This window comes from Halomonas sp. AOP25-F1-15 (assembly GCF_052378675.1).
Lineage (GTDB): Bacteria > Pseudomonadota > Gammaproteobacteria > Pseudomonadales > Halomonadaceae > Vreelandella > Vreelandella casei.
This window is the reverse complement of record NZ_JBQSXV010000002.1, coordinates 249,300-271,508: the sequence shown is the minus strand read 5'-3', so window position 1 is coordinate 271,508 and position 22,209 is coordinate 249,300. Positions and strand designations below refer to the sequence as shown.

General features: G+C 56.1%; 18 protein-coding genes. 14 read left to right on the top strand and 4 right to left on the bottom strand.

The window, feature by feature from the left end; translation table 11 throughout:
- Positions 1-10: 10 nt before the first annotated feature.
- Complete coding sequence (gene ptsP / locus ACT3TF_RS04615; protein WP_193062305.1) at positions 11-2,272, bottom strand: phosphoenolpyruvate--protein phosphotransferase; 2,262 nt, start codon at positions 2,270-2,272, stop codon at positions 11-13.
- Positions 2,273-2,335: 63 nt separating this feature from the next.
- Positions 2,336-2,851, bottom strand: coding sequence for an RNA pyrophosphohydrolase (gene rppH / locus ACT3TF_RS04610; protein ID WP_096281226.1), 516 nt, complete (start codon positions 2,849-2,851; stop codon positions 2,336-2,338).
- A 192-nt stretch (positions 2,852-3,043) separates the two neighbouring features.
- Here rppH and ACT3TF_RS04605 point away from each other — a divergent pair, with 192 nt between their 5' ends.
- Positions 3,044-3,700, top strand: a complete 657-nt coding sequence (locus tag ACT3TF_RS04605) for an HAD family hydrolase (RefSeq protein ID WP_444671662.1) — start codon at positions 3,044-3,046, stop codon at positions 3,698-3,700.
- Positions 3,701-3,832: 132 nt separating this feature from the next.
- Here the strand turns inward: ACT3TF_RS04605 and ACT3TF_RS04600 are convergent, their stop codons facing one another.
- Positions 3,833-4,807, bottom strand: coding sequence for a malate dehydrogenase (locus ACT3TF_RS04600; RefSeq protein WP_226938522.1), 975 nt, complete (start codon positions 4,805-4,807; stop codon positions 3,833-3,835).
- 278 nt (positions 4,808-5,085) lie between these two features.
- On the opposite strand from ACT3TF_RS04600, the gene ACT3TF_RS04595 reads away from it, so the two are divergent.
- Both ACT3TF_RS04595 and ACT3TF_RS04590 read left to right on the top strand, forming a co-directional pair.
- Positions 5,086-6,207 carry an efflux RND transporter periplasmic adaptor subunit gene (locus ACT3TF_RS04595; RefSeq protein ID WP_444671661.1) on the top strand — a complete coding sequence of 374 codons (1,122 nt, stop codon included), beginning with the start codon at positions 5,086-5,088 and terminating at the stop codon, positions 6,205-6,207.
- Complete coding sequence (locus tag ACT3TF_RS04590) at positions 6,191-9,283, top strand: efflux RND transporter permease subunit (RefSeq protein ID WP_444671660.1); 3,093 nt, start codon at positions 6,191-6,193, stop codon at positions 9,281-9,283. The genes ACT3TF_RS04595 and ACT3TF_RS04590 overlap by 17 nt, the downstream gene beginning before the upstream one ends.
- An 86-nt stretch (positions 9,284-9,369) precedes the next feature.
- Here ACT3TF_RS04590 and rsd read toward each other — a convergent pair whose 3' ends face one another.
- Positions 9,370-9,858 (bottom strand): sigma D regulator, encoded by a 489-nt coding sequence (gene rsd / locus ACT3TF_RS04585; protein WP_193062299.1) that lies wholly within the window; start codon positions 9,856-9,858, stop codon positions 9,370-9,372.
- A gap of 411 nt (positions 9,859-10,269) precedes the next feature.
- On the opposite strand from rsd, the gene ACT3TF_RS04580 reads away from it, so the two are divergent.
- The 11 genes from ACT3TF_RS04580 (at position 10,270) to ACT3TF_RS04530 (ending at position 22,196) form a co-directional block, all read left to right on the top strand.
- The gene (locus ACT3TF_RS04580) at positions 10,270-12,555 is read left to right on the top strand and encodes a bifunctional salicylyl-CoA 5-hydroxylase/oxidoreductase (RefSeq protein ID WP_444671659.1); all 2,286 of its coding nucleotides are present in this window, start codon (positions 10,270-10,272) and stop codon (positions 12,553-12,555) included.
- Positions 12,552-13,292: an SDR family NAD(P)-dependent oxidoreductase gene (locus tag ACT3TF_RS04575; protein ID WP_444671658.1), complete on the top strand. Its 741-nt coding sequence runs from the start codon at positions 12,552-12,554 to the stop codon at positions 13,290-13,292. Before ACT3TF_RS04580 ends, ACT3TF_RS04575 begins: the two co-directional genes overlap by 4 nt.
- Entirely contained in the window at positions 13,289-13,741 is a 453-nt protein-coding gene (locus ACT3TF_RS04570) for a MarR family winged helix-turn-helix transcriptional regulator (protein ID WP_193062295.1), read from the top strand. Before ACT3TF_RS04575 ends, ACT3TF_RS04570 begins: the two co-directional genes overlap by 4 nt.
- Positions 13,738-14,550 carry an enoyl-CoA hydratase family protein gene (locus tag ACT3TF_RS04565; protein WP_192536143.1) on the top strand — a complete coding sequence of 271 codons (813 nt, stop codon included), beginning with the start codon at positions 13,738-13,740 and terminating at the stop codon, positions 14,548-14,550. The genes ACT3TF_RS04570 and ACT3TF_RS04565 overlap by 4 nt, the downstream gene beginning before the upstream one ends.
- Entirely contained in the window at positions 14,550-15,683 is a 1,134-nt protein-coding gene (locus ACT3TF_RS04560; protein ID WP_444671657.1) for an acyl-CoA dehydrogenase family protein, read from the top strand. The genes ACT3TF_RS04565 and ACT3TF_RS04560 overlap by 1 nt, the downstream gene beginning before the upstream one ends.
- Before the next feature lie 191 nt (positions 15,684-15,874).
- Positions 15,875-17,542 (top strand): benzoate-CoA ligase family protein, encoded by a 1,668-nt coding sequence (locus ACT3TF_RS04555; RefSeq protein ID WP_444671656.1) that lies wholly within the window; start codon positions 15,875-15,877, stop codon positions 17,540-17,542.
- Positions 17,543-17,558: 16 nt separating this feature from the next.
- A complete protein-coding gene (locus ACT3TF_RS04550) occupies positions 17,559-18,701 on the top strand; it encodes an ABC transporter substrate-binding protein (protein ID WP_096281252.1) in 1,143 nt (380 codons plus the stop codon).
- Between the two features lie 63 nt (positions 18,702-18,764).
- The gene (locus ACT3TF_RS04545) at positions 18,765-19,685 is read left to right on the top strand and encodes a branched-chain amino acid ABC transporter permease (RefSeq protein ID WP_096281254.1); all 921 of its coding nucleotides are present in this window, start codon (positions 18,765-18,767) and stop codon (positions 19,683-19,685) included.
- On the top strand, positions 19,678-20,778 hold the full coding sequence (locus ACT3TF_RS04540) for a branched-chain amino acid ABC transporter permease (protein WP_225734476.1): 1,101 nt from the start codon (positions 19,678-19,680) through the stop codon (positions 20,776-20,778). Before ACT3TF_RS04545 ends, ACT3TF_RS04540 begins: the two co-directional genes overlap by 8 nt.
- A complete protein-coding gene (locus ACT3TF_RS04535; protein WP_444671655.1) occupies positions 20,771-21,523 on the top strand; it encodes an ABC transporter ATP-binding protein in 753 nt (250 codons plus the stop codon). The genes ACT3TF_RS04540 and ACT3TF_RS04535 overlap by 8 nt, the downstream gene beginning before the upstream one ends.
- Positions 21,516-22,196, top strand: a complete 681-nt coding sequence (locus ACT3TF_RS04530) for an ABC transporter ATP-binding protein (RefSeq protein WP_192536147.1) — start codon at positions 21,516-21,518, stop codon at positions 22,194-22,196. Before ACT3TF_RS04535 ends, ACT3TF_RS04530 begins: the two co-directional genes overlap by 8 nt.
- Positions 22,197-22,209: the final 13 nt, after the last annotated feature.

Sequence of the window (22,209 nt, the reverse complement as noted above, 5' to 3'; positions counted from 1 at the left end):
GAAGCCCTGTCTAGTCTCGCGGCGGCATCAGGTGCGACAACTGCCATTCGTCTAGACGGCTCTCAAGATGCGCATGCACCAAGGCAGGCGTATCCAACGTCATGACTTCTTTGAGCAACTGCTGGGCATCCGACATCGGCACTCGACGGATGGCTGCGCGCACTTTAGGCAGGCTGGGCGCATTCATTGAAAGACTAGTAAAGCCCATCGCCATCAGCAGCAGCGCCCCGGCCGGGTCCCCGGCCAACTCACCGCATAGCGAAATAGGTTTATTGAGCCGCTGAGCATCGTGGGAAAGCTCCTGCAAGGCGCCCAGCAGCGCTGGATGCAGCGCATCGTAAAGGCTGGATACTCGTGGATTATTGCGGTCCACCGCCAGCAAATACTGAGTAAGGTCGTTGCTACCCACGGAGAAGAAGTCGATACGCTTGGCCAAGGCGTCCATTTGATAAATGGTCGCAGGCACTTCGATCATTACCCCCACTTGAGGCCGGATGACGCTGATACCTTCCTCGCCTAGCTCCAAAATAGCGCGGTCCAGCAGGCGCAACGCCTCATCCACTTCTTCTACGTTGGTGATCATCGGAAACAGAACGTAGAGATTATCCAGATCGACCGATGCTTTTAGCATGGCGCGCAGCTGCACCATCAGCACTTCCGGGTGATCCAGCGTGACGCGCATACCGCGCCAGCCAAGAAACGGATTAGCCTCTTCAATCGGGAAGTAGGGCAAATCTTTATCGCCACCGATATCCAGCGTACGCATAACGACTGGCAGCGGCGCAAAGCCTTCTAACTGATCGCGGTAAAGGCGAGTCTGTTCTTTTTCGCCGGGGAAGCGCTCGGTAATCATAAAAGGCACTTCGGTACGATAAAGGCCTACGCCGCCTATGCGACTTTTCAGCAGCGCGGTGGCATCTACCGCAAGCCCGGTATTGACCATTAGCGGCATGGTATAGCCGTCGGGCGTTACGCTGGGCAAATCCTGCTCATGTTCCAGAAACTCGCTAAGCGCTTTCTCTTCAGCAATCAGGCTTGCGTAGCGCGCGGTCAGCTCGGGCGCTGGGCGTACAAACAAGCGGCCGCGATGGCCATCTAGCACTACGGGCGCTCCGCCTAGACGCGGCAGCGGCAAATCCACCATACCTAGCACGGTCGGGATACCCATCGCACGGGCGACAATTGCCACATGAGAGGTGCTGGAGCCACGCACTGACACCAACCCTTTAAGCTTATCGCGAGGGACTTCACCCAGCATAGCAACGCTAATTTCATCGCCCACTAAAATGGCGTTATCGGGATAGGTTTCCGGCGTAGAGGGCGTATCTTCCTGCAGATGTGCAAGCACGCGGCGGCCTAGGTCACGAATATCTGCCGCGCGCTCACGCAGGTAGTTATCGTCAACTCGCTCTAAATACTGCACGTGACGACGCACTACATCGGCCAGAGCACCGGGCGCCCACTGCCCTTCACGAATACGCTTTTCAACTTCATCGGCTAGCGCTGCTTCGCCAAGCATCTGCTGATAAACATCAAATAGCGCCAATTCTTGAACCGATATGCGGCTTGCTAAACGCTCGGCCGCCGCGCGAATTTCGCTACGGGTTTTGCCAATGGCCTCTTTCAGGCGAGCGACTTCGTAATCCTGATCGCTAGGGACGAGATCCGGCACGCTATTCAGATCAGCTGGCGGAGTAATGACCACCGCTTCACCCATGGCCATGCCTGGCGATGCCGCAACGCCTTTAAACATTGCCTGGCCACCCGCAAGCGCCGGGCGCATTAGATTACCGGTTGCCAAGGCATGCGCCAGCACGCCGGCCAACTGGGCGGCCATCGTGACCAGAAAGGCTTCATCTTCATCATCATAACTACGTTTTTCAGCCTGCTGAACGACCAATACGCCCAGCATATGACGCTGGTGAATGATCGGCACGCCTAAGAAACTTGAATAGCGCTCTTCACCTGTGGACTCAAAATAGCGAAACTGCGGGTGAGCATGGGCATCTTCAAGATTAAGCGGCTCGCTGCGCTTGGCCACTAAACCAACCAGGCCTTCACCTAACGGCAATACGACGCGCCCCACTGCCTGAGTGCGCAGGCCAATAGTTTCCATCAATACCAGTGAATCCAGCGCTTTATCATAAAGGTAGAAGGAGCACACATCGGTCTGCATCGCTTTACGGATTCGACGTACCATCGTAGACAACGCGGCATCAAGGGTACGCGCGCCATTCACTTCCTGAATAACACGGCGCAGCACCTCAAGCATGGACGTTTTACCTTTCACTGTTATTTGCCTCGCTGAGGAATTTCTTGGCAGACTCGCGCCGCCCTAGTGTGGCAGCCAGCAGTCGCCCCATTCTTCATCCTGTGCCAGGCGCTGAACGCGGGGAGATAGCTCCCTCAGCGCACGCCGATAGACCTCTCGCTTAAAAGGCACCACTTGCCCTAGCGGATACCAATAGCTGACCCAGCGCCAACCATCAAATTCGGGCGTTGGGGTAGCCGTCATGCATATTTGGCTTTCCTGGCAACGAATTTTAAGTAAAAACCACTTCTGCTTCTGGCCTATACAGACCGGACGCGAATGTGTGCGAATCATACGTCGTGGCAGACGGTAGCGTAGCCAGCCCCGGGTGCAAGCAACAATATCAACATCGTCGGCGGTTAAACCGATTTCCTCAAAAAGCTCACGAAAAAGCGCTTGTTGTGGTGTCTCGCTTGCATTGATGCCCCCCTGGGGAAATTGCCACGCATTCTGTCCTACCCGACGTGCCCAAAGCAGCTGCCCCTGGCTATTGGCAATGATAATGCCAACATTGGGGCGAAAGCCGTCAGCGTCGATCACGGACATCACCTTATAAATTTTCAGTTACCCCCATTTTTCCACAAGGGTGACAAGCGTATCAATACATTATAACGCCATGCGGTGAATGCTTATGCTGCGCGGGTGGGAAAGCCTGGGCGACTCTGCGATAATTCGCCCCTTTACAGACCAATACCAAGCACTTATAACCACTGATTAAAAAGGGTGAGCATCGTGAGTCTGGCCATTTTCGATTTGGATAATACGCTGCTATCCACCGACAGCGATCATGCGTGGGGTGAGTTTTTACTCGAACAAGGCGTCGTTGACCCCATTGCTTACCACGAAGCCAATGAACGCTTTATGGCCGACTACAATGCGGGCAAGCTGGATATGGCGGCCTTTGTGGAAGTGGCACTTAAACCGCTGGCCGATAATTTGCCCGAACAGCTTTCTGCTTGGCATCAGCAGTTTATGGCTAGCAAAATTGAGCCACATATTTTACCCAAAGCAGAGGAGCTGCTGGCGCGTCACCGCACCCAAGGCGACACGCTGTTGATCATTACCGCCACCAACCGCTTTATTACTGCGCCAATCGCCGAGCGACTGGGTGTGGATAACTTGATCGCCGTGAATCCTGAAGTAAAAGAGGGCCGCTACACAGGGCGTGTTTCCGGCATTCCCAGCTTTCGTGAAGGCAAAGTGACTCGCTTGAATCAGTGGCTGGAGCACCAAGATATTTCAATGGACGGCGCTTGGTTTTACAGCGACTCGCACAATGATCTGCCGTTACTGGAAAAAGTCGATCACCCTGTCGCGGTAGACCCGGACGACACCCTGCGCCAAGTGGCAGAAGAACGCCAATGGCGGATTATGAGTTTGCGGGACTAATATCAGCAGCCGGTAGTGACGAGTAGTCATGAGCAAGCGTTACTCAGTAGCAAGTACTAATAAAAAACCCCACAAGCATGGCCTGTGGGGTTCGCGTAACTTGCGCCCATATATAAGCGGCAGCTAACGGGTTTAGCCGAGCAGGTGCTCAACCGCTGCACGTTCTTCGCGCAGTTCTTTCTCGCTCGCTTTCATCTTCTCTTGGCTGAATTCGTCCAGCTCAAAGCCTTGAACGATTTCATACTTGCCACCCTGGCAACGCACTGGGTAGGAGTAGATGATACCTTCTTCGATGCCGTAGCTGCCGTCAGACGGAATCGCCATGCTGACGATACCTTTAGAACCCAGCGCCCAGTCGTGCATATGGTCGATGGCTGAAGAAGCGGCAGAGGCGGCAGAAGAGGCGCCACGTGCTTTGATGATCGCCGCGCCGCGCTGTTGCACGGTAGGGATAAAGTCGTTTTCGTACCAGTCGCGCTCAACCAAATCAGATGCCGCTTTACCGTCAACCTTGCACTGGGCAATGTCGGGGTATTGGGTGGCACTGTGGTTGCCCCAGATGATCATGTTTTCAACATCTGTCACGTGCTTGCCGGTTTTCTGTGCCAGCTGGGCCAGAGCGCGGTTGTGATCCAAACGCGTCATCGCGGTGAACTGACCGGCCTTGAGATCCGGCGCGTTGCAAGAAGCAATCAGCGCGTTAGTGTTGGCGGGGTTACCCACCACCAGTACTTTAACGTCACGGCTAGCGTGGTCGTTCAGTGCTTTACCCTGGACAGAGAAGATCGCTGCATTAGCTTCCAGCAGGTCTTTACGCTCCATGCCCGGGCCACGCGGACGTGCGCCAACCAGCAGAGCGAAGTCGGCATCTTTAAACGCGACGTTCGGGTCATCGGTCGCGACGATGTCTTTCACCAGCGGGAAGGCACAGTCGTTAACTTCCATAACCACGCCGTTCAGGGCGTCCATTGCCTGAGGAATTTCCAGAAGCTGGAGAATGACAGGCTGATCCGGCCCCAGCATGTCGCCAGCGGCGATGCGGAAAATAAGAGAGTAGCTGATCTGGCCGGCACCGCCGGTAATCGCAATACGTACTGGATCTTTCATCATTGCTCCTTGATTGGTTCGCCTAGGGATGGTTCTCGCCTGAGGAGTGGCTCAACAGAACTCAAGACGCCAAGATGGTATGCCCAGCCGGGCAAAAACTCAATCAGACATGCGACTACGACCTATTTAACCAACGTACCGTTCCCCATCGGCTTGCTACTCGCTGAAAACACCGAGTTGCGTTATGGTGTCATCGTCTTAATGCCCTACCTGCTTGTTGCTAAGCTTTTTTTGTTACGTTGTTTGTTAAGCTTTTTATTAAGGACATGGACGCCCCCATGCGAAGAATCCCCTTTTCTTATGCCCTGGCTAGCCTACTGGTGCTGGCGCTGGTGATATGGCTCGCGTTTGGCAATTTCCAGCGTTTCCAAACAACGCCGCCAGATGCCCCCGCGCGCAGCCAAACAGGCCCGCGCGTTGAAGTGATTGAACAGCAAAGCACACCGTTTATTCCGCAGCAGATCATCCAAGGCCAGCTAACCGCCGAACGTGAAACCACTCTGCGTGCCAACTTAGCGGGCTTTGTGGCGGAGAAGCCGGTGACTCAAGGCAGTCGTGTCCAGGCGGGTGACACCTTGCTAGTGCTGGATAACGATGCTCTACCCGAGCAGTTGCAGCAAGCTCGCGACGAACTGGCAGTGGCCGAAGCGGAGTACAGCGGTGCGCGCAACCTGCGCCAGCGAGAGTTAATCTCACAGCCGGAACTGTTGCGCTTACAGAGTGCGCTCAGCGCCAGCGCCGCGTCGGTGGCACAGCTACAGAAACAACTCAATGATAGTCGCCCCACTGCGCCTTTTGATGGTGTGCTGGATCGCGTGCAGGTAGAGGTGGGTGATCTATTGCAGCCCGGTGAAGAGTGGGCCCAGCTAGTGGATGACCGCCGTTTGAAGGGCGCAGCCTGGGTATCTCAACAGCAGGTAGGCGATTTGACCGAGGGTTTGCCGGTCACCGCACGGCTGCTGAATGGCGACCACCTGGAAGGCGAGCTGACCTTTATAAGTCACCGTGCCGAAGAAGCCACACGCACCTTTTATATTGAGGCCACATTGGACAACCCGGCCGGTAAGCGACTAGCAGGCGCCAGTGCGGAGCTCACCATTATTCTGCCGCCTCGCCAAGTTCACACGCTCTCGCCTGCGCTACTTAGCCTAAACGGCGAAGGCCAACTGGCCGTTAAACATTTAGATGCTAACGACCAAGTGCAGCAAACCGCTGTGCAGTTGGTCAGCGCCGACATACAGCGTGCTTACGTTGCGGGTTTACCGGATCCGCTGCGCCTGATTACGCTTGGCGCTGGCATGGTGGACATCGGCGAAACGGTTACGCCGGTACCTGCTGAAGACCCCATCATTTCGCAACCGCAAGTCGGGCAGGATAGCGTTCATGCGCCAGTTGATTAATGCGGCGTTAGAGCACACCCGCACCACGCTACTGTTATTGGTGAGCCTGCTTTTGGCGGGTACCGTCGCTTGGCAGATGATTCCTAAAGAAGCCAACCCTGACGTTACGATCCCGATGATTTATGTCTCGCTGTCGCTGGAAGGCGTTAGCCCAGAAGACGGAGAACGGCTGCTCATTCGGCCCATGGAGCAAGAGCTTCGCGGCATTGAAGGGCTACGCAAGTTCACCGCTCAATCCAGCGAAGGGCATGGTTCCATCACTCTGGAGTTTGATCCCGGCTTTGACCCGGACACCGCGCTGACTGACGTTCGCGACCGGGTAGATATTGCCCGTAGCGAGCTGCCTTCAGAAGCCGATGAGCCGCGAGTCATGGAGGTCAACGTTTCAGAGTTCCCGGTGTTAACAATTGGCCTTTCCGGGCAGCTGGATACCCGCGAGCGCATTACCGTTGCCAGACGCTTGCAAGAGGAAATTGAAGGCATCGCCGATGTGCTAGAGGTCGATATTGCCGGCGACCGTGAAGACCTGCTGGAAATAGTCGTTGATCCGCTAGTGCTCGAAAGCTACGGCGTCGATTTTGATGCCCTGTTTAATCAGGTGTCTCGCAATAATCGCTTGGTCGCTGCGGGTAGTATCGATACCGGCGCCGGGCGTTTAGCGCTCAAAGTGCCTGGCATCATTGAGTCCCTTGAAGACGTCATGAATATGCCGGTCAAAGTCGAGGATGACAAAGTCGTCACCTTTGGCGACGTAGCATGGATTCAGCCTACCTATAAATCTCCTGAGGGTTTTGCCCGTATAGATGGCCAGCCAGCGGTGGTGCTAGAAGTTTCCAAGCGCGCCGGGGCGAACATCATCGCAACGATTAGCGCGGTACGTGAGCGTTTAGCACAAGCCGGTGATTTACTGCCCGAGCAGCTGAGCTTCACCACTATTTTGGATGAGTCGACCACCGTTGCCAATATGCTTTCAGAGCTATTAAACAACGTATTGACCGCCGTGGTGCTGGTGCTGATTGTGGTGGTCGCGGTGATGGGATGGCGCATGGCGCTGCTAGTCGGCCTGACGATACCAGGCGCTTTTTTAACCGGCATACTGCTGGTGTGGGCGTTTGGCTTTACGCTCAACATTGTGGTGCTGTTCGCGCTGATTTTAGTGGCCGGCATGCTGGTGGACGGTGCGATCGTGGTGAGCGAGCTAGCTGACCGCTACTTACGGGATGGCCAAACGCCTCACCAAGCGTGGCTAAACGCCGCGTCACGCATGAGCTGGCCGGTAATCGCCTCTACCGCTACCACGCTCGCCGTCTTTATCCCCTTACTGTTCTGGCCCGGCGTGGTGGGTCAATTTATGAAGTACCTGCCCGCTACGGTGATTCTGTGCCTACTGGCGTCGCTGGCCATGGCGCTGATATTTTTACCAACGCTGGGCCGACTGTTTACCCGCACCGCGACGAACCAAACAGATGCTAGCCTTGAGCCCGCCGCCACCTCATTAGGCCGCGGCTATCGGCATGTGCTTGCCCGCTTACTCAAACATCCGGCGTGGGTGTTGCTCGTCACCGTGTTGCTAATGGTGCTGCTGTATACCGGCTATGCACGCTTTAATCACGGCATCGATTTTTTCCCTAACGTTGAGCCAGATAGTGCCCAGGTGCTTGTTCGCGCTCGTGGTGATTTCTCCGCAGAAGAGACCGATGCCATTGTCCAGCGAGTGGAAGCTAAGCTCTCCGGCCTGAGCGAAGTGAGAGCGCTCTATGCGCGCTCCTTTGCGCTACCCAACGAGCAGATAGGCAATGATGTAATTGGCATGCTCCAATTCCAGTTTATAGACTGGCATGAGCGCCGCCCTGCCCGGGCTATTTTAGCCGACATGGCCGATCGCGCCCGCGACATTCCTGGCATTACGCTTGAATTTCAGGAACAAGAATCGGGCCCCGGCGGCGGTAAGCCGATTGTGCTAGAAGTAAGTGCCACCAACCCCGATGTCGCCGACGCAGGGGTTGGCCAGCTCACCCAGCTAATGCGCGAGCTGGGTGGCTTTGTCGATATTCAGGACAATCGCAGCTTGCCGGGGGTCGAATGGCAGGTGAACGTGGACCGCGAGGCCGCCGCGCGCATGGGCACCGACATCACCACGATTGGTAGCGCGGTGCAACTGCTCACCACTGGCCTTCAGGTAGCGAGCTACCGGCCGCCGGAAGTCAGCGATGAGGTCGATATTCGCGTGCGCCTACCTCAACACTGGCGCTCGTTAGACCAGCTAGAGCGCCTGACCATCAACACTCAGCGTGGACAGGTGCCGATCTCGCATTTCGTGACGCTAGAGCCCGCGCCTAAAGTGGGCACGCTTAGCCGTATTGATGGCCGCCGCGCCATTACGGTTGACGCTGACCTAGCCCCGGGCTACCTCGCCGACGAACGCCTGCGCGCCCTGCTCGACGCCAGCCGCGACAGCCTACCCGATGGGCTAATGGTGAACGTTGCTGGCGAGCAGGAAGATCAGCAGGAGTCGATGCAGTTTCTGGTCAGCGCATTCTTAATCGCTATCGGCCTGATGGCGATTATTTTGGTGACCCAGTTCAACAGTTTCTATCAGGCGGGTCTGGTACTGTCAGCGATCGTTTTCTCAACCGCCGGTGTACTGATGGGCCTGCTCATAACCGGTCAGGCGTTTGGCATTGTGATGGTGGGCATGGGCGTCATTGCCCTGGCAGGCATCGTCGTCAACAACAATATTGTCTTGATTGACACCTATAACGAGCTGCGTGGCGAAGGCATGGCGCCGAGCGAGGCGGCCCTGGAAGCAGGCTGCTTGCGCTTACGCCCGGTACTGCTAACGGCGATCACCACGGTGCTGGGGCTGATGCCAATGGTACTGGGTATCAACGTCGACCTATTTACCCCTGCGCTCGGCTTTAATGCGCCTTCTGCTCAGTGGTGGACACAGATGTCCAGCGCGATTGCGGGTGGCCTCACCTTCGCCACCGCGCTCACGCTACTGCTCACCCCTTGTATGCTGGTGATTGGCGGCAAATTGCGTCGTGAATCACGAGTAGCCAGCAGCGAACGATAAGCAAGGGAGCAACAAAACGCCACGACGACAAAAGCGCCGCATGGCGGCGCCTATTAGATTGTCTGCGTTAGCTTATATAAGTGAAATTAAGCAGGTGCTTTGGCGTTCTGCGGGCTGTTAGCGGCATGCAGGCGCGCAATCAACTGGTCTTCGAGCGCGAAGCGCTCCGTCAGGCCTCGGGCCAAACGGTCAATCCAGGCGGGCAAACGGGCAATATTCTGCTCGCAGCTGAGCGTAGAGCCAAAGTCAGCATCAAACTCCAGCACCATTTCGGTCGACATCTCTAAGCGCTCCAGTAATTTAGCCGCGATGACTAACGCAGCCTCATCGCCAAAGGCTTGCGCTTCTTCCGAAAGCTGAGGGTAAATTTCAAAATGACCGGCGCTGATGTAGTCCATCAACTGCTCACTGAAGGTATCGATAGGCGCTTTGCTCACCGCTTCTAGCTCAGCATCACACGCCTCTTTTAACTCAATGAAGCTTATTAACAGCTGGCGACGCTGATCTAGCCAGCGGTCGATCAAGGTGTGCACGCCCCCCCAGCGCTCCAGGGCATTTTTGCAATCTTCGAGCATGGAGCTCTCTCCTTAACGGTGCATAACTCTTTATAATTACGCGTGACGCTCTGCATAATCCTATACGTGAGTATTTACTTAACGGCTCGTTTAACCGCGATTAGCATTGAATAGGCTTAGATTCACTTCTCTCTCCACCCCTGTCAATACCAGCCAGTACGGTTTCCATAGCACTAAAAACCCAACCACCATAACACTTTCTTCTATGGCCGATGGCAAGCGCCCCCAAGCAGCAGGCCGTGGCGTGGTTTTAACTTTTTTATGCTCTCACCTTCCGGTGTCTTTTGCGAGCAAAGCACGTAGTAGCAGGCCTTTTGAAAATATATTTTAAACCTAAACATTTTATGCTTGAATTTTATTGCTTCTTTTTCTATCTTCAGAAAAGAGTGTGTTTCCCTGTGGAGAACAAAAATGAGAATCGCCTGCCTCGGTGGAGGGCCAGCCGGCCTTTATTTTGCCATCAGCATGAAACTGCAGGACCCTTCCCATGACATCGTAGTCATCGAGCGCAACCGTGCAGACGATACGTTCGGCTGGGGCGTGGTTTTATCAGACGAAACCTTAGATAACCTTGCAGCCAATGACCCAGTGAGTGCAGCGCGTATTCGCGAACATTTCGCTTATTGGGATGATGTGGCGGTCGTCCATAAAGGCGTTAAAACCGTTTCCACCGGCCACGGCTTTTGTGGCATTGGCCGGCGTCAGCTATTGATTCTATTACAGGCACGCGCTCGTGAACTGGGCGTTGAGATGCGCTTTGAAACCGATGCCACGCAAGCCAGCATCGACCGTTATCGGCACGAGTACGATTTGGTACTGGCCGCCGATGGCCTTAACTCTCGTACTCGCCAAACCTACGCGGAACATTTCAAACCGGACATCGATGTCCGGGCGTGCAAGTTTGTCTGGCTAGGAACGCACCAAACCTTTAACGATGCCTTCACCTTTATCTTCGAAAAGACCGAACATGGCTGGGTCTGGGCGCACGCCTATCAGTTTGATAACGACACAGCGACCTTTATCGTCGAATGCAGTGAAGCCACCTGGCAGGCGTTTGGCTTCGGCGAGCTGAGCCAGCAGGCATCTATTGACGTCTGCGAACGCATTTTTGCCAAGCACTTAGGTGGGCACCCGCTGATGACCAATGCCCACCATGTGCGCGGTTCGGCGTGGATCAACTTCCCGCGCGTGCTGTGTGAACAGTGGCGCTATGAAAACGTCGTGCTCATGGGCGATGCCGCCGCAACGGCGCATTTCTCGATTGGTTCGGGCTCCAAGCTCGCGCTAGAAAGCGCCATTGCCCTGGCTAACTGTCTGCACAGTGAGAGCAGCATCGCCACGGCGGTTGCCCGCTATGAAGAAGATCGTCGTTTCGAGGTACTGCGCTTACAGTCAGCCGCCCGCAACTCTACCGAATGGTTTGAAGAAGTAGAGCGCTACTTGGACCTCGACCCGGTGCAGTTCAACTATTCGCTATTGACGCGCTCCCAGCGCATTAGCCATGAAAATCTGCGCGTGCGCGACCCGCAATGGCTAGAAAGCGCTGAGCGCTGGTTTCAAACCCAAGCAGGCAACCCTGGCAGCGCTCGTGCGCCGATGTTCGCGCCTTACCAGCTGCGTGACATGACGCTGACCAATCGCGTCGTGGTCTCACCCATGGCGCAGTATAAGGCCATTGATGGCTGCCCTACCGATTGGCATTTTAGCCATTACGCTGAGCGCGCTAAAGGCGGCGCAGGCTTGGTGTATACCGAAATGACCTGTGTTAGCCCCACCGGCCGGATTACCCCAGGTTGCCCGGGGCTGTACGCCCCCGAACACGAGGCGGCGTGGCGCAGGCTGTGTGATTTTGTACACGCAGAAACCAAGGCCAAACTGTGCGCGCAGCTGGGCCACTCCGGGGCTAAGGGCTCCACTCAGCTGGGCTGGGAAGAGATGGATGCCCCGCTTGCCGACGGCAACTGGCCGCTGCTTTCAGCCTCTGCTGTGCCGTGGGCCGCGCGTAACCAAGTGCCCAAAGCGATGGACCGCGACGATATGGACCGCGTGCGCGATGCGTTTGTCAGCGCCGCGCAGATGGCTGATCGTGCGGGCTTTGACATGATTGAGATTCATGCGGCACACGGCTATTTGCTCTCTTCATTTATTACCCCGCTGACCAACCACCGCGCCGATGAGTACGGCGGTAGCCTTGATAACCGACTCCGCTACCCGCTGGAAGTAATTAACGCCGTGCGCAGCGTTTGGCCGGCCCATAAGCCGCTGTCGGTGCGTATTTCCGCCAACGACTGGTGCGGCGAAGAAGGCATTACTCCCGATGATGCCGTTGAGATTGCCAAGCGTCTGCGCGATGCCCAGGTCGATATCATCGATGTTTCAGCCGGGCAAACGTCGCCACAGGCTAAGCCGGTGTATGGGCGCATGTTCCAAACGCCGTTTTCTGACCGCATACGCAACGAGACACCGATTGCCACTATGGCCGTGGGCAATATTTACCAAGCCGACCACGTGAACTCGATTCTGATGGCCGGTCGCGCCGATCTAGTCTGTATCGCCCGCCCTCATCTTGCTGACCCTTACTGGCTTCTTCACGTAGCGGCAGGGCTAGGCGACAGCGACGTTGAGTGGCCCGCGCCCTACCGAGCAGGTGCCGATCAGCTACAGCGTTTGGCAGAACGTGGCGAGGGCTGGGTATGAGCCTGACCGGCAAGCGAGCGGTAATTACCGGCGGCGGTAGCGGTATCGGCGCCGACATGGCGCTGGCTTTTGCGAGCGCAGGGGCTGAGGTGACGATTATCGGGCGTCGCGAAGCGGCTCTAAAAGCTGTCGCTGACCAGCATCGTGGTATTCATTTAGCAGTCGTTGATGTCACCGACGAAGCAGCCATGGTGGCTTTTTTTGCACAGCTTGGCAGGGTCGACATTGTGGTTGCAAACGCGGGTGCGGCAGAAAGCGCATCCTTCGCAAAAACATCGTTTGAACAGTGGCAGCGCATGCTCAACGTTAATCTTAGCGGCGTTTTTCTGACGCTACGCGAAAGCCTGAAGCAGTTGAACGACGGCGGCCGCCTGATTGCCGTCGCGTCAACTGCAGGCCTTAAAGGCTATGCCTATGTAGGCGCTTACTGCGCGGCAAAGCATGGCGTGGTCGGCCTGGTACGTGCCTTGGCTATCGAAACCGCCACGCGCAACATTACCGTAAATGCACTGTGCCCCGGCTTTACCGACACGCCGTTATTGGCTGCCAGCGTTGACACCATTGTGGCTAAAACAGGCCAGTCAGCCGAGCAGGCAACCTCGCACTTTGAATCGACTAACCCGACCGGGCGATTGGTCACACCGGCGGAAGTCAGTGCTACGGCCCTTTGGCTATGTGGCCCCAACAGCAGCGCGATAACCGGGCAGGCAATCTCTATTTCGGGCGGTGAAGTATGACGGACGAACGTTTAACCAAAGAGCGCCTGCGCTTGTGGCTGCGCATGCTGCGCGTTACCCGCCAGGTAGAGTCCGCGCTGCGTGAACGCCTGCGCACGGAATATGACTCTACGCTGCCGCGCTTTGACGTCATGGCCGCTTTATCTGCCAATGCAGAAGGCCTGAAAATGAATGAGCTATCTCGCCGCCTGCGGGTTTCCAACGGCAACGTCACCGGCATTATTGATCGTTTGGTGGAAGATGGCTTCGTGCAGCGCATTGCGATTGAAGGCGACCGTCGTGCCACCCGCGTGTGCCTTACCGAGACAGGCCAGGAAAGCTTTAACGGCATGGCCGCTGCCCATGAGCGCTGGGTGAATGCACTGTTTGAAGAAGTCACCGAAGCGGATGCCCATCATATAGGCGAGCTGCTTCACCGCTTACCTACCGATACGAGAACAATAAAATGAAAAGCATGAAGGAATTAGTCCCCGAGCATTTTATCTGGGAAATGAAAGGTGACGTCGCGGTTATTCGGCTGAATCGCCCGGAGCGTAAAAACCCGCTGACCTTCGAAAGCTACGCTGAGCTTCGCGATACCTTTCGCGACCTTGCCTACGCTTCGGATGTGCACGCGGTGGTGTTTACCGCTAACGGCGATAACTTCTGCTCGGGCGGCGATGTGCATGAAATTATCGGCCCCCTGGTAGGCCGCGACATGAAAGGGCTGCTCGAATTCACCCGTATGACCGGCGACTTGGTCAAAGCGATGCTGAACTGCGGCAAACCGATTATCGCCGCCGTCGACGGCATTTGCGTCGGTGCCGGGGCGATTATCGCCATGGCCTCGGATATCCGCTTTGCCACCCCCCGCGCCAGCACCGCATTTCTGTTTACTCGCGTGGGGCTGGCGGGTTGCGACATGGGCGCCTGCGCGATACTACCGCGCATTATCGGCCAAGGCCGAGCGGCGGATTTGCTCTACAGCGGGCGCAGCATGAGCGCCGAGGAAGGCCTGCAGTGGGGCTTTTATAACCGCGTAGTGGCCCCTGAGTCGCTCATTGACGACGCCCTTGCTTACGCCACCCGCCTGGCTCAAGGGCCTACCTTCGGCCACAGCATTACCAAAACACAGCTTAACCAGGAGTGGTCGATGAGCCTAGAGCAGGCCATTGAATCAGAAGCGCAGGCGCAGGCTATCTGCATGCAAACCAATGACTTTGAACGCGCCTACCACGCCTTTGTAGCCAAACAAAAACCTGAGTTCAAGGGGGACTGATGAGCGACAAGAGCTTCCTAGCATGGCCCTTCTTTGAGGCTAAGCACCGCGAGCTTTCTGAGCAGCTTGAAGCGTGGTGCCAAGCACAGCTGCCCCGCGACCATAGCGATGTGGATGCGACCTGCGTGCAGCTTGTGCACGACCTGGGCGCGGCGGGCTTCTTACAAGGTACCTCGGGCGAGCATATCGACGTGCGCAGCCTGTGCCTGATTCGCGAAACGCTGGCTCGCCACGATGGATTGGCCGACTTTGCCTTTGCCATGCAGGGGCTGGGCACCGGCGCAATCAATCAATACGGCAGCGATGAACAGAAAAAGTGGCTGGATAAAACCCGCCGCGGCGAAGCGCTTTCGGCGTTTGCTCTCAGCGAGCCTCGCTCTGGCTCAGACGTGGCCCAGCTGGACACCACGGCTGAGCGCGACGGCGACAGCTACCGTATCAATGGCGAAAAAACCTGGATTTCCAACGGCGGCATTGCTGATATTTACACGGTATTCGCTCGCACCGGTGAAGGCCCAGGCGCCAAAGGGCTTTCCGCCTTTCTAGTGCCCGCCGATACCCCAGGGCTGGAAATTCGTGAGCGCCTGGAGTCTGTAGCGCCTCATCCGTTAGCGCGGCTGGGCTTTAACGATATGCTGCTGCCGGCCAGCGCGCTGATCGGCCAAGCTGGGCAAGGTTTTCGCATTGCCATGTCGGTACTGGATGTCTTCCGCTCAACGGTAGGTGCCGCGGCACTCGGTTTCGCACGCCGAGCGCTCGATGAGTCGTTGTCTCGCAGCCGCTCTCGCGAGCTGTTCGGCGCTACGCTTTCTGATCTGCAGATGGTGCAGGGCCACTTAGCCGATATGGCACTGAACGTCGATGCCGCCGCCCTATTGGTGTATCGCGCCGCCTGGACCAAAGACCAAGGCGCTGAACGTGTTACCCGTGAAGCGGCGATGGCCAAGCTTTTTGCCACCGATCAAGCACAGCTCGTTATTGATCAGGCCGTTCAGCTGCATGGCGGTGACGGCGTACGTAAAGGCCATATCATCGAAAGCCTCTACCGGGAAATCCGCGCGCTGCGTATTTATGAAGGCGCGTCCGACGTACAAAAAATAGTGATCGCCCGCAGCATGCTCGCCGAGGAATAAGCAGACAAATAAACAGCCAGAAGCCACACCGCTTGAGTAAGTTTTATCCAAAACAATAAAACATTACGCCAGACACCGTATCCCTGCCCAAGGCGCACTTAAGGCGCACTTAAGACGTATTTAAGACGTATTTAAGACAGAGCCAGGACGTGGGCAGGAATAAACAACGACACCGAATACGGAGGTTGGTCATGTACATCCAGTCAGCCCATGCTGATACTTTTGCGCGGGATAACCTGCCACCCATTGATTGCCAACCCGCGTTTTTGCTCGCAGGCTGCGATTATCCTCAACGGCTCAATGCCGGCGTGGAACTCTGCGACCGGCTGCTATCCCAAGGCTTTGGTGAACACATTGCCTTAGCGGGCAACGGCCGTCGCCGCACCTATCGCGAGCTCACCGAATGGACCAACCGGCTGGCGCACGTATTGGTAGAAGACTTAGGCATCATGCCCGGCCAGCGAGTGCTGATTCGCTCAGCGAATAACCCGGCCATGGTCGCCTGCTGGCTAGCCGCCACCAAGGCCGGTGCCGTAGTGGTTAACACTATGCCCATGCTGCGCACGAAAGAGCTGAGCCAGGTGATTGATAAGGCAGATATTAGCCTGGCCTTATGCGATACACGCCTGCTCGACGAACTGCTGGAATGCCAGCAACAGTGCCCGGTTCTGAAACGCATCGTGGGCTTTGATGGCACCGCCAATCATGATGCGGAACTTGACCGTTTAGCACTAGGCAAACCCGCCACGTTTGACGCGGTAGATACCGCAGCCGACGACGTCGCGCTGCTAGGCTTTACTTCCGGCACCACCGGCCCACCAAAAGCCACCATGCATTTTCATCGCGACCTGCTGGCGGTTGCTGACGGTTACGCCAAAGAAGTCCTGCAGGTCACGCCAGAGGATGTCTTCGTCGGCTCTCCTCCGCTGGCCTTCACTTTCGGCCTGGGTGGGCTGGCAATATTCCCACTCCGCTTTGGCGCTACGGCCGTGTTACTTGAACACGCCTCGCCGCCTAATATGATGGATATTATCCGCGAGTATCGGGCCACGGTGGTATTTACAGCGCCAACGGCTTACCGGGCAATGCTCTCGGCACCCACTACTCAAGCGGACCTAAGCAGCCTGCGGGTGGCTATTTCGGCGGGCGAAACGCTGCCTGCACCGATTTATCATGACTGGATAAAGCAAACGGGCACACCGATTCTTGACGGTATCGGGGCGACGGAAATGCTGCATATCTTCATCTCTAATCGGCTGGACGACCACCGCCCTAACTGCACGGGCAAACCGGTAACTGGCTACGAGGCACGCATCGTGGATGATGCAATGCACGATGTACCCCGCGGCACGATCGGCAAACTGGCGGTACGCGGCCCGACCGGCTGCCGCTACTTAGCCGACCAGCGCCAGCGCAGGTATGTCACTGATGGTTGGAATATCACCGGCGATGCGTTTTATCAGGATGAAGACGGCTACTTCCATTTCGCCGCTCGCAACGACGACATGATTATCTCAGCAGGCTATAACATTGCCGGCCCAGAGGTCGAAGCGGCATTGCTTGCCCATCCCGCGGTGAAAGAATGTGCGGTGATCGGGGCGCCTAACCAGGCCCGCGGCCAAATTGTCGAAGCTTTTGTGGTTTTAAACGATGGATTTCAGCAAGATGAAGCTTGTCAGCAAATGCTACAAGACTTCGTAAAGCAGACCATTGCACCGTATAAGTATCCTCGTTCCATACGTTTCATTGATGCTCTGCCAAAAACAACAACGGGAAAGGTTCAGCGTTTTCGCTTGAGCCAAGAACACTACCCCAGCGCTGACTCTCCTTGCTCTAACACAAGCAACAAAACGATTTAATAATGAGGGAATTGCTATGAAACAGATAACTCGCTTGGGCCTTGGTTTACTGCTCTCTTCAAGCTTGGCGACAGCGCACGCTGATGACGTCAAAATTGGCATGATCACGACCCTGTCAGGGGGCGGCTCGCACTTAGGTGTGGATGTTCGCGATGGCTTTATGCTGGCGCTTGAACAGTCGGGCCGTGACGATGTTGAGGTCTTAATTCAAGACGATGCTAATCGCCCTGACCTGGCGCGCAGCTTAGCCAATGAGTTTATGCAGCGTGATGAAGTCGACATTCTGACTGGTATTATCTGGTCTAATTTGGCAATGGCCGTGGTTCCCGCCGTCGTGCGCCAAGGCACTTTCTACCTTTCCCCCAACGCCGGGCCCTCCGATTTAGCGGGGCGCATGTGCCACGAAAACTACTTTAACGTCGCGTATCAGAACGACAATCTGCACGGCGCGATGGGCGCTTACATGCGTGAACAAGGCTATGAGCGGCCAATCATCATGGCGCCCAACTACCCGGCAGGCACCGATGCCTTAGCGGGCTTTAAACACCTTTATGAAGGCGAGGTTGTTGACGAGCTTTACACCCAGATGGGCCAAACCGACTACGCCGCTGAAATTGCCCAAATTCGTGCCAGCGATGCCGATAGCCTGTTCTTCTTCTTACCCGGCGGAATGGGCATTTCGTTCATGAAGCAATGGGAAGGCTCTGGGGTCGACATGCCGATCTTTGGCGCGGCGTTCTCGTTTGATGAAATCCTAATCAAAGCGGTAGGCAGTGCGGCGATTGGTGCACGCAACACGTCACTGTGGGCTTACGACTTAGAGAATGACGCCAATGAGCGCTTTGTCGAAGGCTTCCGAGAAGCCTATGACCGCACGCCAACGCTCTATGCCGCTCAAGGGTATGACACGGCTAATTTAATCCTTAGCGCGCTTGAGGTCGCTCATCCTGATGATAAAGACGCCTTCCGCGAAGCGCTGCGCGCAGCAGACTTTGACAGCGTGCGCGGAGATTTCCGCTTTGGCCCTAACCAACACCCGATCCAAGACATTTACGTTCGCGAAGTCGTAGAAGGTGACGATGGCCAGCCCACCAATCGCTTGCTGGGTATCGCCATTGAAGATATTCAAGACGTCTACTTTGAAGAGTGCCAGATGTAATATCGCCGCGGCTGGGTGCTATCACCCAGCCTTTACTCTCTTCCTTCGCAAAGGTTAACTAACGTGTCCGTGACACTGCTAATCGAGCAAATACTCAACGGCGTACAGCTTGGCACGATGCTGTTTCTGATGGCCAGCGGCCTCACTCTGGTATTCGGGGTGATGGGGCTGATCAATCTCGCCCACGGTTCTTTTTACATGGTGGGCGCCTACGCCACTGCGGCGGTGACGGCGTCAACGGGCTCTTTTCTGATGGGGCTGGCAGCGGGCATGACGGCAGCAGCCTTGGTCGGTGCGCTGGTTGAACTGTTGGTCATACGCAGGCTTTATCATCGCCCTCACCTCGACCAGGTATTGGCAACGTTTGCGCTTATTTTGATTTTTTCGGAAGGGACACGTTGGATTTTCGGCTCGTCGCCCATGCGACTAAGCCCGCCATCTTGGCTAACCGGATTCGTCACCCTGCCGGGCGACACCCGCTACCCGCTTTATCGGCTAATGCTGATTGGCGTCGGCATTGTTATTTCAATCGCACTTTACTTTCTGATCTCTAAAACACGCTTAGGCATGCGCATTCGGGCTGGTGAAAGCGACCGCGAAATGATTGGCGCACTCGGCGTGAATATTTCAAAGCTGTATACCGTCGTGTTTGCCTTAGGCGCCGCGCTAGCGGGGTTAGCCGGCGCCCTGGTGGGCGCGCTGCAGTCGGTGCAGGTGGGCATGGGTGAGCCGGTGCTTATTCTGGCCTTTGTGGTCATCGTGATTGGCGGTATTGGCTCGATAAAAGGCGCGCTACTCGGTGCGCTGCTAGTCGGGCTTGTGGATACGCTTGGGCGCGTCTATTTGCCGATTTTCTTCCGTGCGTTCATGCCTCCTTCTGAGGCAAGCGGAGTTGGCGCGGCGCTGGCGGCAATGCTGATTTATATCCTCATGGCCGTGATACTCGCCTTCAAGCCAAAAGGACTGTTTGCCGCCCATGACTAATAACATTCCTACGTCAGACGTATCGTCTACCTCTAATAGCGATCGCGCTTTTATTCCTAAGCACTCCTCAGGCGGCTCAGGCGCTGCGCCAGCTAATCAGGCAGACAGCCACTTTGGCCGCAAAGGGCTGGTGCAAATTGCGTTGCTTGGGCTGCTGCTGTTATTGCCCGTGGCGGCGTATTTTTTTGGCCACCTCTACTACGTTAATTTAGCCTCGCGCATCACCATTATTGCCATGGCGGCGGTCGGGCTTAATCTGGCCATTGGCTATGGCGGCATGGTCAGCTTTGGCCATGCGGCGTATTTCGGCCTGGGGGGCTACGTGGCAGGCATCAGCGCTTATCATGCGTTTGATTTCACGCCGTTTATGACCTGGCCTATGAGCATTCCGGGCAGCGACAGCTTACTAGTAGTGTGGCTAGCCGCTGCCCTGCTATGCGCGCTGCTGGCACTGGCAATCGGCGCTATATCGCTGCGTACGACCGGGGTGTACTTCATTATGATCACCCTCGCCTTTGCTCAGATGATTTATTACTTTGCTAACTCCTGGCCCACCTACGGTGGTGAAGACGGCCTGCCCATCTACATACGCAATAGCCTGCCACTGGTCGATACCACCAATGCGTTGAGCTATTTTCTGATCTGCTTTGGTGGCCTGGTCATGGCAATGGCGATTACCTCGCGGCTGATGAAGTCGCGCTTTGGCGCGGCGCTCACCATGGCGCGCTTAAACGACGTGCGCCTAGCTACTGCAGGCGTCAGCCCCTACCCGATTCGCCTGGTGGCGTTTGTAATTTCTGCCGCCATTACCGGGCTGGCGGGCGCACTCTATGCAGATCTTAATGGTTTTGTTAGCCCGTCAGTGCTGAGCTGGCATTTCTCGGGAGAGCTGATGGTAATTGTGATTTTAGGCGGCGTAGGGCGTCTTTACGGCCCCCTAGCCGGGGCGATTTTGTTTGTAATGATGGAAACCTTCCTGGGCGGTATCACGCAGTACTGGCAGCTCTTTCTAGGGCTAGTGCTACTGGGCGTCGTGCTATTTGCCAAGCACGGGATCATGGGCTGGCTGGCAGGGAGAGAGCGCAATGAGTGATAGCGTCCTTTCACTGCAAAATCTGCATAAACGCTTTGGCGCTCTGCAGGCGACGAACGATGTCTCGCTGGAGCTTAAGCGTGGGGAAATTCATGCGCTGATTGGCCCTAACGGCGCGGGAAAATCAACGCTGATTGGGCAAATTGCCGGCAATATACGCCCGGATGAAGGACACGTTTATTTAGCCTATACCGAGATTACCGGCATGAGCATTGCCCAGCGCGCTCGTCTAGGGCTAGGACGTAGCTTTCAGGTGTCTTCACTGGCTGAGCCGCTATCGGTAATGCGTAACGTGATGATGGGCGTTCAAGCGCTACAAAGTCACAGCTTTCGTTTCTGGCGCCCGGTTGCCAGCGACCAGCGCCTGCTTGAACCCGCTTATGAGGCGCTGGAGCGCATGCAGTTAAGCCACCGTGCCTGGACGCCGGTATTTGAGCTTTCTCACGGCGAGCGCCGCCAAGTAGAAGTGGCCTGCGCTCTGGCACTGAAGCCGCGCGCCCTGCTGTTGGACGAACCCATGGCAGGTTTAGGCCCAGAGGGCTCTGCCAAGCTCACTGAGCTGCTTGAAGCGCTGAAACTTGAAGTCCCGATTCTGCTGATTGAACACGATATGGAAGCAGTGTTTCGCCTTGCTGATCGCATTTCAGTGCTGGTCTCCGGAAGCGTCATTGCCCATGGCGACAGCGAGGCGATTAAACAGGACCCACGCGTCCGTGAAGCGTACCTGGGAGATTCAGATGCTTAAGATTGCGGATATTGAAACCTTTTATGGCCCTTCCCAGGCGCTGTTTGGCGTTAATCTCGAAGTCAATGCGGGTGAGATGGTCGCATTGATGGGGCGCAATGGAATGGGAAAAACCACCACCATTCGCTCTATATTCGGCCTCACGCCAGCCAGCCGCGGCACGATAGAGTTTGAATCTCAGAATCTACGCCGCCTGCCCGCCTATCGAATCGCCAAAGCGGGTTTGGGCTTAGTGCCAGAGGGGCGCCGCTGCTTTCCCAATCTTTCTGTACGCGAAAACCTGCTGGTCACCGCCCGCCCGGGCGAGTGGACATTAGAGCGGGTGGAAACATTATTTCCGCGCTTGGAAGAGCGCCGGACACAAATGGCCAAAACGCTTTCTGGCGGTGAACAGCAAATGCTGGCGATTGGGCGCGCGCTGATGACTAACCCGCGCCTGCTGGTGTTGGATGAAGCCACAGAAGGCCTGGCTCCGGTAATTCGTCAGGAAATATGGCGGGCGATTCGTCTGCTCAAAGAACAAGGCCAGGCAACGCTGCTCGTGGATAAATCATTAAGTGAGATTCTACCCATCGCTGACCGCTGCACCATTCTTGAAAAAGGCAGCACTGTCTGGGATGGCAAGCCGGCGGCATTGGACAGCGCGGTGCGCGACCGCTATCTGGGCGTGTAGTTGAGATTCCAGA

What these genes read in the sequence shown, in the direction of transcription:
- ACT3TF_RS04600 (WP_226938522.1), bottom strand. Translation starts at nt 4,807, where the DNA reads ATGAAAGATCCAGTACGTATTGCGATTACCGGCGGTGCCGGCCAGATC.
- ACT3TF_RS04575 (WP_444671658.1), top strand. Translation starts at nt 12,552, where the DNA reads ATGAGCCTGACCGGCAAGCGAGCGGTAATTACCGGCGGCGGTAGCGGT.
- ACT3TF_RS04535 (WP_444671655.1), top strand. Translation starts at nt 20,771, where the DNA reads ATGAGTGATAGCGTCCTTTCACTGCAAAATCTGCATAAACGCTTTGGC.
- ACT3TF_RS04590 (WP_444671660.1), top strand. Translation starts at nt 6,191, where the DNA reads ATGCGCCAGTTGATTAATGCGGCGTTAGAGCACACCCGCACCACGCTA.
- ACT3TF_RS04570 (WP_193062295.1), top strand. Translation starts at nt 13,289, where the DNA reads ATGACGGACGAACGTTTAACCAAAGAGCGCCTGCGCTTGTGGCTGCGC.
- ptsP (WP_193062305.1), bottom strand. Translation starts at nt 2,272, where the DNA reads ATGCTTGAGGTGCTGCGCCGTGTTATTCAGGAAGTGAATGGCGCGCGT.
- ACT3TF_RS04550 (WP_096281252.1), top strand. Translation starts at nt 17,559, where the DNA reads ATGAAACAGATAACTCGCTTGGGCCTTGGTTTACTGCTCTCTTCAAGC.
- ACT3TF_RS04555 (WP_444671656.1), top strand. Translation starts at nt 15,875, where the DNA reads ATGTACATCCAGTCAGCCCATGCTGATACTTTTGCGCGGGATAACCTG.
- ACT3TF_RS04565 (WP_192536143.1), top strand. Translation starts at nt 13,738, where the DNA reads ATGAAAAGCATGAAGGAATTAGTCCCCGAGCATTTTATCTGGGAAATG.
- ACT3TF_RS04560 (WP_444671657.1), top strand. Translation starts at nt 14,550, where the DNA reads ATGAGCGACAAGAGCTTCCTAGCATGGCCCTTCTTTGAGGCTAAGCAC.
- rsd (WP_193062299.1), bottom strand. Translation starts at nt 9,858, where the DNA reads ATGCTCGAAGATTGCAAAAATGCCCTGGAGCGCTGGGGGGGCGTGCAC.
- ACT3TF_RS04530 (WP_192536147.1), top strand. Translation starts at nt 21,516, where the DNA reads ATGCTTAAGATTGCGGATATTGAAACCTTTTATGGCCCTTCCCAGGCG.
- ACT3TF_RS04595 (WP_444671661.1), top strand. Translation starts at nt 5,086, where the DNA reads ATGCGAAGAATCCCCTTTTCTTATGCCCTGGCTAGCCTACTGGTGCTG.
- ACT3TF_RS04540 (WP_225734476.1), top strand. Translation starts at nt 19,678, where the DNA reads ATGACTAATAACATTCCTACGTCAGACGTATCGTCTACCTCTAATAGC.
- ACT3TF_RS04580 (WP_444671659.1), top strand. Translation starts at nt 10,270, where the DNA reads ATGAGAATCGCCTGCCTCGGTGGAGGGCCAGCCGGCCTTTATTTTGCC.